Annotated in this window: 9 protein-coding genes and 1 tRNA gene; 7 read left to right on the plus strand and 3 right to left on the minus strand. The window is 69.5% G+C overall.

Annotated features, from left to right (window positions below):
- Window positions 1–70: 70 nt before the first annotated feature.
- Window positions 71–141, minus strand: a tRNA-Gly gene (locus P2P98_RS14365).
- Window positions 142–321: 180 nt separating this feature from the next.
- On the opposite strand from P2P98_RS14365, the gene dcd reads away from it, so the two are divergent.
- On the plus strand, window positions 322–927 hold the full coding sequence (dcd, locus tag P2P98_RS14370) for a dCTP deaminase (RefSeq protein WP_058597005.1): 606 nt from the start codon (window positions 322–324) through the stop codon (window positions 925–927).
- Window positions 928–1,064: 137 nt separating this feature from the next.
- On the opposite strand, the gene P2P98_RS14375 is transcribed toward dcd, so the two are convergent.
- The gene (locus tag P2P98_RS14375) at window positions 1,065–1,859 is read right to left on the minus strand and encodes a hypothetical protein (RefSeq protein WP_275800792.1); all 795 of its coding nucleotides are present in this window, start codon (window positions 1,857–1,859) and stop codon (window positions 1,065–1,067) included.
- A gap of 108 nt (window positions 1,860–1,967) precedes the next feature.
- Here P2P98_RS14375 and P2P98_RS14380 point away from each other — a divergent pair, with 108 nt between their 5' ends.
- Window positions 1,968–2,474 carry a MarR family transcriptional regulator gene (locus P2P98_RS14380; RefSeq protein ID WP_275800793.1) on the plus strand — a complete coding sequence of 169 codons (507 nt, stop codon included), beginning with the start codon at window positions 1,968–1,970 and terminating at the stop codon, window positions 2,472–2,474.
- Between the two features lie 196 nt (window positions 2,475–2,670).
- Here the strand turns inward: P2P98_RS14380 and P2P98_RS14385 are convergent, their stop codons facing one another.
- Window positions 2,671–4,041: an MFS transporter gene (locus P2P98_RS14385; protein WP_275800796.1), complete on the minus strand. Its 1,371-nt coding sequence runs from the start codon at window positions 4,039–4,041 to the stop codon at window positions 2,671–2,673.
- A gap of 126 nt (window positions 4,042–4,167) precedes the next feature.
- Here P2P98_RS14385 and P2P98_RS14390 point away from each other — a divergent pair, with 126 nt between their 5' ends.
- The 5 genes from P2P98_RS14390 (at window position 4,168) to P2P98_RS14410 (ending at window position 10,348) form a co-directional block, all read left to right on the plus strand.
- Window positions 4,168–5,910 carry a DEAD/DEAH box helicase gene (locus P2P98_RS14390; protein ID WP_275800794.1) on the plus strand — a complete coding sequence of 581 codons (1,743 nt, stop codon included), beginning with the start codon at window positions 4,168–4,170 and terminating at the stop codon, window positions 5,908–5,910.
- A gap of 414 nt (window positions 5,911–6,324) precedes the next feature.
- Window positions 6,325–8,196, plus strand: coding sequence for a molecular chaperone DnaK (gene dnaK, locus P2P98_RS14395; RefSeq protein WP_058597008.1), 1,872 nt, complete (start codon window positions 6,325–6,327; stop codon window positions 8,194–8,196).
- A gap of 9 nt (window positions 8,197–8,205) precedes the next feature.
- Window positions 8,206–8,832, plus strand: coding sequence for a nucleotide exchange factor GrpE (locus P2P98_RS14400; protein ID WP_058597009.1), 627 nt, complete (start codon window positions 8,206–8,208; stop codon window positions 8,830–8,832).
- 11 nt (window positions 8,833–8,843) lie between these two features.
- A complete protein-coding gene (locus P2P98_RS14405; RefSeq protein WP_058597010.1) occupies window positions 8,844–9,833 on the plus strand; it encodes a DnaJ C-terminal domain-containing protein in 990 nt (329 codons plus the stop codon).
- Window positions 9,834–9,910: 77 nt separating this feature from the next.
- A complete protein-coding gene (locus tag P2P98_RS14410) occupies window positions 9,911–10,348 on the plus strand; it encodes a MerR family transcriptional regulator (protein ID WP_275800795.1) in 438 nt (145 codons plus the stop codon).
- Window positions 10,349–10,449: the final 101 nt, after the last annotated feature.

Raw genomic sequence — 10,449 nt, forward strand, 5'->3', positions numbered from 1 at the left:
GGGATCGTTTCCTACGGCACCCACACGAAAGGCCCGCCACACCGCCTGTGGCGGTGAGTCGGGCCTTTTGAGGGGCTGACGGGAATCGAACCCGCGCTGTCTGCTTGGGAAGCAGAAGTTCTGCCATTGAACTACAGCCCCGGATGCCTTGCGGCAACCCGGCCAGCATAACAGCGTCTGCGTCGCGCGCCGGCGGCGTCCCATGGCATCCCTCGCCGAAACCGCAGGCGATCTTCAAGATCGCGCCCAGCAGACGCGGTGTCGGCGCAGCGGGCACGTCACGCGACGACACGGCCGGACCCCGCGCTCTAGGCTGGCCTCGTGCTGCTCTCCGATCGCGACATCCGAGCCGAACTCGCCTCCGGACGCCTGGGGCTCGACCCCTTCGACCCCGCCATGGTGCAGCCGTCGAGCGTCGACGTGCGGCTCGATCGGTACTTCCGGCTGTTCGACAACCACAAGTACCCCTTCATCGACCCGGCCGAAGACCAGCCCGAGCTGACCCGTCTGATCGAGGTCGACCCCGACGAGCCGTTCATCCTGCACCCGGGCGAGTTCGCGCTCGGCTCGACGTTCGAGCGGGTCTCGCTGCCCGACGACGTCGCGGCGCGTCTCGAGGGCAAGTCGTCGCTCGGGCGCCTCGGCCTGCTCACGCACTCGACCGCCGGGTTCATCGACCCGGGTTTCTCGGGTCACGTCACCCTCGAGCTCTCGAACGTCGCGACCCTGCCGATCAAGCTCTGGCCCGGCATGAAGATCGGGCAGGTCTGCTATTTCCGCCTGACCTCGCCCGCCGAGAGCCCCTACGGTTCCGGCCCCTACGGCAACCGCTATCAGGGGCAGCGCGGCCCGACCGCTTCGCGCTCGGCGCTGAACTTCCACCGCACCGACGTCGGCGCGACCGACGCGGGTTCCGCCGGACGCTGAGCAACACGCGAACAGCCCCATCGAGTCGAGCTCGGTGGGGCTGTTCGCTGCGCGGCGCGTGCCGCGCCATAAACGCGATCCACGCACAGAAACACGATGTGCACGTGTTTCTGGTCGCGGAGAGCGTTTATCGGTGATCATTCGGATGCCGAGGGCTCACCGGATGCCGAAGCCTCGCGGCCGCGGACGAACCCGGCGTCGAAGCCGCGCTCGAAGGCACGCTGCGCCGCGCGGTGGGCGCGGTGCGAGCCGCCGTGATGGTGCTCGCCGCCGTGGTGCGCGCCGTGGCCGTGTCGGCCGAAGCCGTGCTCGCCGCGCGCGAACCCGTCGTGGTGGCGGAGTCGACCGTGGCCGTGCTCACCGTGCTCTGCACGCTCCGACCCGGTGCGCTCGCCGCGCTCGAACCCGGCGTGGTCGCCGTGCCCGCGGAATCCGGGGCCGAAACCGCGGCCGAAGCCCCGGCCGGCGCCGGGACCGAACGCAGGCCCGAAGCCGGGGCCGAAGCCGCGTCCGCCGCGGAACCCGCGGGGCCCGGAGTCCGTGGCATCCACCCCGAGGGCGTCCGCGACGGCATCGACCGAGGCGCTGAGCTGGGCCAGCTCGTCGGCGGGCAGGTCGGCGAGGATCGACGCGCGGTCGGCGTCCACACGGTCGAGGATCGCGCGTCCCTCGTCGGTCAGCGTCCATGCGTCGTCGGTCCGGGCGATCCAGCCGCGCTCGGCGAGAGCGGCGACGCGCTTGCCGCCGCGGGAGATGCGGTCGCTCACCCAGGGGGCGTCGAGGCGACCGTCGATGACGCTGAGGATCGCGATGGTCCGCGGGTCGAGGTCGCTCGCGCGGAGCTGCTCGAACAGGCGGTGGTGCAGTGCATGGCTCACCGCGCTCAGGCGATGGGCGAGGCTGCGGGCATCAAGAGAAGAAGAGGTGTTCATGGGGTGTCCTTTCGTGCGACGGGATATCCGTCGATGTATGTCATGTGACAACGAATGTACTGTGACATGTATTCCGAATGCTTGTCAAGCGACATGTAAAATTCCCTCGTGACCTCCGATCCCGCCGACGACATCGCCGCCGCTCTCGCGAAGCTGCGCGGGCGACGCCCGCGTCCCCCTTTCGGTCCGGACGAGCATCACCACCACCCCCACTCCCACGGAGGGCCGTGGGGCCGCGGAGCGCCGCCGTGGGCGGATCCCGCGCACGGACGCTTCGGTGGACCCGCGCGCCTGCGCCTGCTGGACGCCCTGGTCGCGGCATCCGACGCCCTGTCCGTCAGCGAGATCGCCGAAGCGGTGGGTGTGGATCAGCCGCGCGCTTCGCGCCTTGTGCAGCAGGCGACGCAGATGGGTCTCGTCGCGCGAGAGCCCGACCCCGACGACGCCCGCCGCACCCGCGTGCGCCTCACCCCCGAGGGCGAGAAGCTCATCTCGAGCTTCCGCGGAAGGCGACGGGATGCCGTGCGCTCCGCGCTCGAGTCGTTCACCGAGGCCGAGCGCGCCGATTTCGCGCGTCTGCTGGCGAAGTTCGCCGAGGCCTGGCCGCGCGACTGAGTCCGCGGCATCCGGAGTCGTCCGCGCGGCGCGGGCGAAACTCCTGAAGAATCGCGGGCGGCACTGACGTCTGCCGCGAGATCACACGGACATCCCCGACAGCGGTGCGGGAAAGTCAGGAGTTTCGCACGCTCCGCGCCGCCCGACCGCAACGCGCCGTTCCGCACCGCGCCGCGCACGAAGCCAGCGCGGCGGCTCAGACGATCGCGGCCGGCTTCGCCTTCACCGGGAGCAGCAGCACCAGGCCGACGGCGAGGATCAGCACGATCCCCAGGATGCCGAGTCGCGTGTCGCCCGTCAGCCCGACGAACAGGGCGAACAGGCCGGGGGCGAGGAACGACACCGCGCGTCCGGTGGTCGCGTAGAGGCCGAAGATCTCACCTTCGCGGCCCTCCGGTGCGACGCGCGCGAGGAACGACCGGCTCGCCGACTGCACCGGACCGACGAAGGCGCACAGGCCGAGGCCCACGATCCAGAACCCGGTCTGTGACGTTCCGATGAAGAGCATCGCCGCGCCGAGCACGATCAGGCAGATCAGCGAGGCGGTGATCACGCGTTTCGGTCCGAAGCGGTCGTCGAAGCGTCCCGCCGCGAACGTGCTCAGCCCCGCCACGACGTTCGCCGCGACGGCGAAGTAGAGCACCTCGGTCGAGCTGAAGCCGAACACCTGCGCCGCGATGATCGCGCCGAACGTGAAGACGCCGGTCAGGCCGTCGCGGAACACCGCGCTCGCGACGAGGAAGAGCGGCACCTGCCGGCTGTCGCGCCAGAGCGACCGCAGCGTGTTCCACAGAACGACGTACGAGCGGAAGAATCCCACCCGCACCTCGCGTCGCTGCGCCGGGATCTCGGGCACGCGCAGAAGCACCGGGATCGCGAACACGGCGTACCAGAGGGCGGATGCCAAGATCGCGAGCCGGATGTTCAGGCCGCCGTCTTTCGACACGGCGAGGAGGCCACCGGCATCCGGATTCCCGAAGCTCTGGATGAACAGTACGAGGAGCAGGATGAGCAGCACGATTCCGCCCACGTACCCCATGCCCCAGCCGAAGCCCGAGACGCGGCCGATGTTCTCGCGCGTCGAGACCTGCGTGAGCATCGCGTAGTAGTTGACGCTGGCGAACTCGAAGAAGACGTTCCCGACGGCGATGAGCGTCGCGCCGAGGATGAGATACGCGGGCGTGCCCTCGACGAACACCATGGCGGCCATCGCCAGCACGACCAGGCCCGTGTTCACGCCGAGCCAGAGTTTGCGGCGTCCGGTGCCGTCGGAGCGTTGGCCGAGCACGGGGGCGACCAACGCGACCACGATGCCGGCGAACATCAGCGCCAGACCGACGACGCTCGCGTTCTCGGCGAGGGCGTGCACGAGCGCGGGGTCGTCGTCGTTGCCGTTCGCGGCGGCCACGATCGCCGGGTCGACGAAGAGCTCGCTCGCGAGGTACGTGCTGAACACGAACGTCGTCACGACCGCGTTGAAGGCGGCCGAACCCCAGTCCCAGAGGGCCCAGGCGATGACCGGGCGGCGGGTCGAGACGTTCGGCGAGGCGGTCCCGGGGGAAGGCATGTCGGTCACGCTAGGGTCCTTCGGTGAACGCCCGGTGCGCCGGGAGACAGCCGCGCCGGCGTCGGCGCGCGCGTTCAGGTTATCCTTCGGCCCGCGCGGGACAGCGGAGCGGACTACCGTGGAGTCATGGCATCCGAAATCCCCGTCGACTCCGCTGAGGCTGAGACCACCCCCGAGAAGCTCACCTTCGCCGATCTGGGACTGGATGCCGCCGTGCTCAAGGCCCTGAAAGACGTCGGGTACGAGACCCCGTCCGCCATCCAGGCCGCCACGATCCCCGTGCTGCTGCAGGGGCGCGACGTCGTCGGTCTCGCCCAGACGGGCACCGGCAAGACCGCGGCCTTCGCGCTGCCGGTGCTGTCGCAGATGGAGACGGGGCACAAGAACCCGCAGGCGCTCGTCCTCGCTCCGACCCGCGAGCTCGCGCTGCAGGTATGCGAGGCGTTCGAGAAGTACGCCGCGCACATCAAGGGCGTCTCGGTGCTGCCCGTCTACGGCGGTCAGGGCTACGGCCAGCAGCTGTCGGCGCTGCGCCGCGGCGTCGACGTGATCGTCGGCACCCCCGGTCGCATCATGGACCACCTCGACAAGGGCACGCTCGACCTGAGCGAGCTGAAGTTCCTCGTGCTCGACGAGGCCGACGAGATGCTCAAGATGGGCTTCGCCGAAGACGTCGAGACGATCCTCGCCGACACCCCGTCGACCAAGCAGGTCGCGCTCTTCTCGGCGACGATGCCGGCGCAGATCCGCCGCATCTCGGCGCAGTACCTCAACGACCCCGAAGAGATCACGGTCAAGACCAAGACCACGACGTCGGCGAACATCACGCAGCGCTACCTCGTGGTGTCGTACCAGCAGAAGATCGACGCGCTCACGCGCATCCTCGAAGTCGAGAACTTCGAGGGCATGATCGTCTTCACCCGCACGAAGAACGAGACCGAGACGGTCGCCGAGAAGCTGCGCGCCCGTGGCTACACCGCCGCCGCGATCAACGGCGACATCGCCCAGGTGCAGCGCGAGCGCACGGTCAACCAGCTGAAGAGCGGCAAGCTCGACATCCTCGTCGCCACCGACGTCGCCGCCCGAGGCCTCGACGTCGAGCGCATCAGCCACGTCGTCAACTACGACCTGCCGATCGACACCGAGTCGTACGTGCACCGCATTGGCCGCACGGGCCGCGCGGGCCGCACCGGAGACGCGATCAGCTTCGTCACCCCGCGCGAGCGCCGCATGCTCACCGCGATCGAGAAGGCCACGCGCCAGCCGCTGACCGAGATGTCGCTGCCGAGCGTCGACGACGTCAACGCCACGCGCCTGACCCGCTTCGACGACGCGATCACCGCGGCCCTCGAAGACACGGCGGCGATCGCGACCTTCCGCGACGTCGTCGCGCACTACGTCGCGCACCACGACGTTCCCGAGGCCGACGTGGCCGCGGCCCTCGCCGTCGTGGCGCAGGGCGATACGCCGTTGCTGCTCGAGGAGGAGACGATCCAGCAGCCGCGATTCGATCGCGACCGCGCGGACCGCCCGGCCCGCGAGCCGCGCGAGGGCGGCGACCGGCGCAGCAGCGGCGGACGCTTCGCGACGTACCGCATCGCCGTGGGCCGTCGCCAGCGAGTCGAGCCGCGCCAGATCGTCGGCGCTCTCGCGAACGAGGGGGGCCTGCGCCGCAACGACTTCGGGGCGATCCAGATCCGCCAGGACTTCTCGCTCGTCGAGCTCCCCGCCGACCTCTCGCGCGACACGATCAACCGCCTCGCCGACACCCGCATCTCGGGCCAGCTGATCGACCTGCGGCTCGACCAGGGTGGTCGCTCCGCGAAGCGCAGCGACCGGCCGCAGCGCCGCGACCGCGACCGCGACTGAGCCTCTGACCGGCCGCCGCGCCGGGCCCGCGGCATCCGTTCGACGCCCCCGCTGCCCTTCTGGGCGCGGGGGCGTCGGTGTCGTGCGCCGGCAATGACCTGACCGCTGAGGGCGTGTCCCACTTTGTGCAGTTCGAAGGCCCTGCGGCTGCACATAGTGGGACGTCTGAGCGTTGGGCGGGGCCGTGGCCGTTGGGCGTGTCCCACTTTGTGCGGTTTGGTGGCCCTGCGGCTGCACATAGTGGGACATCTGAATGCGCAAGTTGCGCGCCGAAGTTGAGCCAATTCATATCAAGTCTCCTTGACGCCCGGAGAGGGCTGCGATAACCTTGAGTCATCGCGGCTCAACCCGCGAGAAGACTTCATCAGAACCACGAGCTCGGCACCGGCCGGGCTCACAAGCAAGGAGACACATATGCCACGTGCAGTGGGAATCGACCTCGGTACGACCAACTCCGTCGTGAGCGTCCTCGAGGGTGGCGAGCCCAAGGTCATCGCCAACGCCGAGGGTTTCCGCACGACCCCCTCGGTCGTCGCGTTCACGAAGGACGGCGAGGTGCTCGTCGGCGAGACCGCCAAGCGCCAGGCCGTGACCAACGTCGACCGCACCATCTCGAGCGTCAAGCGCCACATGGGCACGACCTGGACCTTCGATGTCGACGGCAAGAAGTGGACGCCGCAGGAGATCTCGGCCCGCATCCTGCAGAAGCTCAAGCGCGACGCCGAGGAGTACCTGGGCGACAGCGTGACGGATGCCGTCATCACGGTGCCCGCGTACTTCAACGACGCCGAGCGTCAGGCCACCAAGGAGGCCGGTGAGATCGCGGGCCTCAACGTCCTGCGCATCATCAACGAGCCCACCGCCGCGGCCCTCGCGTACGGCCTCGACAAGGGCAAGGAAGACGAGCTCATCCTCGTGTTCGACCTCGGTGGCGGAACGTTCGACGTGTCGCTGCTCGAGGTGGGCAAGGACGACGACTTCTCGACCATCCAGGTGCGCGCCACCGCCGGTGACAACCGCCTCGGTGGTGACGACTGGGACCAGCGTCTCGTCGAGTACCTCATCAAGCAGTTCAAGGACACCACCGGTGTCGACGTCTCGGGTGACAAGATCGCCCTCCAGCGTCTGAAGGAAGCGGCCGAGCAGGCCAAGAAGGAGCTCTCGTCGTCCACGTCGACGAGCATCAACCTGCCCTACCTGTCGCTGACCGACTCCGGCCCCGTGTCGCTGAGCGAGACGATCACGCGCGCCAAGTTCGAGGACCTCACCAAGGACCTCCTCGACCGCACCCGCAAGCCCTTCTCCGACGTCATCCGCGAGGCCGGCGTCAAGGTCGACGACATCGCCCACGTGGTGCTCGTCGGCGGCTCGACCCGCATGCCCGCGGTCGCCGAGCTCGTCAAGAAGGAGACCGGTAAGGACGCCAACAAGGGCGTGAACCCCGACGAGGTCGTGGCCGTGGGCGCAGCCCTGCAGGCCGGTGTCCTCAAGGGTGAGCGCAAGGACGTGCTGCTCATCGACGTCACCCCCCTGAGCCTCGGTATCGAGACCAAGGGCGGCATCATGACCAAGCTCATCGAGCGCAACACGGCCATCCCGACCAAGCGCAGCGAGACCTTCACCACCGCCGACGACAACCAGCCGTCGGTCGCGATCCAGGTCTTCCAGGGCGAGCGCGAGTTCACCCGCGACAACAAGCCGCTGGGCACCTTCGAGCTCACCGGTATCGCCCCGGCTCCCCGTGGCATCCCGCAGGTCGAGGTCACCTTCGACATCGACGCGAACGGCATCGTGCACGTGTCCGCGAAGGACAAGGGCACCGGCAAGGAGCAGTCGATGACCATCACGGGCGGCTCGTCGCTTCCGAAGGAAGACATCGAGCGCATGGTCCGCGAGGCCGAGGAGAACGCCGCGGAAGACAAGAAGCGCCGCGAGTCCGCCGAGACCCGCAACCAGGCCGAGACGCTCTCGTACTCGATCGAGAAGCTGATCAAGGAGAACGAGGACAAGCTCCCCGCCGAGGTCAAGACCGAGGTGCAGGGCGACGTCGACGCGCTCAAGACGGCTCTCGCCGGTGACGACGACGACGCGGTCAAGACCGCGTTCGACAAGCTGAACGCCAGCCAGGGCAAGCTCGGCGAGGCGATCTACGCCTCGTCGCAGGCCGCGGGCGAGCCCGCTGACCCCAACGTGGGCCAGCCCGGCAACGGCGAGACGCCGAACCCCGAGGAAGACGTCATCGACGCCGAGGTCGTCGACGACGAGAACCCCGACGAGAAGAAGTAAGCAGAGAACATGGCACACAAGGACGACGAACAGCCCACGGGCTCGGGCGCCGGTCCTGACGAGACGGGGCCGGAGGAGAACACCTCCGGCCCCGCGCCGTCGGGCGAGCAGTCCGAGACGCAGGATGCAGGCCAGACCCCGGATGCCGAGGGCCTGACCATCGACGACATCCTCGGCGCCGAGCAGACCCCCGAGGCGGCCGCAGAGGGCGCTTCCTCCGACAAGGAGGCGTCGCTGCTGATCGACCTCAAGCGCCTGCAGGCCGAGTACGCGAACTACCGTCGACGGACCGAGGAGCAGCGCGAGCGCGAGATCGAGCGCGCCAAGGGCGAGGCCGTGAAGGGCCTGCTGCCCGTCATGGACGACCTCGACCGCGCCGCCAAGCACGGCGACCTCGTCGAGGGCAGCCCGCTCGCCGCCATCGGCGAGAAGGTCCGCGCCGTGGCCGAGCGCCTCGGTGTGGTCTCGTACGGCGCCGTCGGCGAGGTGTTCGACCCGCAGCAGCACGAGGCGATCTTCCAGGCTCCGACCCCGGGTGCGACCGAGACGACGATCCTCGAGGTCGTCGAGGTCGGCTACCGCCTCGGCTCGGTCGAACTGCGACCGGCGAAGGTCGTCGTCGCCGTGCCGGCCTAAGAGGAGGACATATGGCGAGTCAGGACTGGTTCGACAAGGACTTCTACAAGGTCCTCGGTGTCGACAAGGGCGTGAGCGCGGCCGATCTGAAGAAGACCTACCGCAAGCTGGCGCGCCAGTACCACCCCGACTCGAACCCGGGCGACGCGAAGGCGGAGGCCAAGTTCAAGGAGATCAGCGAGGCCTACTCGGTGCTCAACGATCCCGAGCAGCGCGAGGAGTACGACCAGATCCGGGCCATGGGCTCGGGGGCGCGCTTCTCGGCTCCGGGGACGGGTGCCGGCGGCGGTTTCGATGACGTGTTCAGCCGTTTCGGTCAGCAGCGCGGGGGAACCACGGGCGGTCCCGCCGGCTTCGAGGACTTCTTCTCGATGTTCGACCAGGGCGGAGGGGGCTTCGGTTCCGGACGCTTCGGTCAGACGACGGGCGGATACCGCGGCTTCGGCGGCCCCCAGCGCGGGGCCGACGTCACGGCGCGCACGACGATCGACTTCGTCACCGCGGCCAAGGGCGAGACCATCACGTTGCAGGGCGAGGACAACAAGCCCTTCAAGGTGAAGATCCCGGCGGGCGTCTCGGACGGGCAGAAGATCCGCCTGCGTGGTCGTGGTCGTCCTTCCCCGGACGGCGGCGAGAGCGGCGACATCGTCGTGACCGTCGCGGTGCGTCCGCACCCGGTGTTCACCCGTGATGGCCTCAACCTGCGGCTGACGGTCCCCGTGACCTTCACCGAGGCGGCTCTCGGCGCGACCATCGAGGTCCCCACCCTCGGCGGCGACCCGGTGCGGCTGCGTGTCGCCCCGGGCACTCCGTCGGGGCGCGTGCTGCGCGTCAAGGGGCGTGGCATCCAGACCTCCAAGGGCACCGGCGACCTGCTCGCCGAAGTCCAGGTCGCGGTCCCCGCGCACCTCGACGACGCCGCCCGCGAGGCCCTCGAGCGTTTCCACGAGCTCGAACCGAAAGAGAATCCCCGCGCCGACCTGATGGCCAAGGCGCGATAACACCACCACGCCGGGGCTCGGCATCCGGGATCACGGATGCCGGGACCCGGCGAACGGCACGAGCGAGAGGAGAAGACGTGGCCGACCGAGAGATCGATGAGGATTCCCCCATCTTCGCCATCGCCGTCGCCGCCGAGCTGTCGAACATGCACCCGCAGACCCTGCGGCAGTACGACCGGCTCGGCCTCGTCGTTCCCGCGCGGACCCAGGGCGGGTCGCGCCGGTACTCGAGCCGGCACGTGCAGCAGTTGCGCGAGGTCGCGCGCCTGTCGAGCGAGGGCATGAGCCTTCCCGCGATCGCGCGGCTGCTGACGCTCGAGCAGCAGGTGCACGACCTCTCGCGCCGCGTGAACGACCTCGAGCGTCAGCTCATCGCCGAACGCGAGTCGCGCCCGGGTGCGCGTGTGTTCGCCGCGGGGGCGACCGGCTCGGTCGTGACGCTGCGCCACGGTGCGCGCGTGCGGCGCGCGACCGACATCGTGCTGTGGCGTCCGCGCGACGCGCACGGCGACTGACGCCGCCTCCGCGCCGCGAGCACGCTCTGTGCGGCGCGAGGCCCCTGCGCGCCGCGAGGCCTCCGCGCGCGAGGCGAGGTCCCTGAGCTCGAAGCGAGGTC

The sequence above is a fragment of the Microbacterium sp. Kw_RZR3 genome (assembly GCF_029222405.1).
In the GTDB taxonomy this organism is placed as follows: Bacteria; Actinomycetota; Actinomycetes; order Actinomycetales; family Microbacteriaceae; genus Microbacterium.

What these genes read in the sequence shown, in the direction of transcription:
- P2P98_RS14390 (WP_275800794.1), top strand. Translation starts at nt 4,168, where the DNA reads ATGGCATCCGAAATCCCCGTCGACTCCGCTGAGGCTGAGACCACCCCC.
- P2P98_RS14405 (WP_058597010.1), top strand. Translation starts at nt 8,844, where the DNA reads ATGGCGAGTCAGGACTGGTTCGACAAGGACTTCTACAAGGTCCTCGGT.
- P2P98_RS14375 (WP_275800792.1), bottom strand. Translation starts at nt 1,859, where the DNA reads ATGAACACCTCTTCTTCTCTTGATGCCCGCAGCCTCGCCCATCGCCTG.
- P2P98_RS14400 (WP_058597009.1), top strand. Translation starts at nt 8,206, where the DNA reads ATGGCACACAAGGACGACGAACAGCCCACGGGCTCGGGCGCCGGTCCT.
- dnaK (WP_058597008.1), top strand. Translation starts at nt 6,325, where the DNA reads ATGCCACGTGCAGTGGGAATCGACCTCGGTACGACCAACTCCGTCGTG.
- P2P98_RS14385 (WP_275800796.1), bottom strand. Translation starts at nt 4,041, where the DNA reads ATGCCTTCCCCCGGGACCGCCTCGCCGAACGTCTCGACCCGCCGCCCG.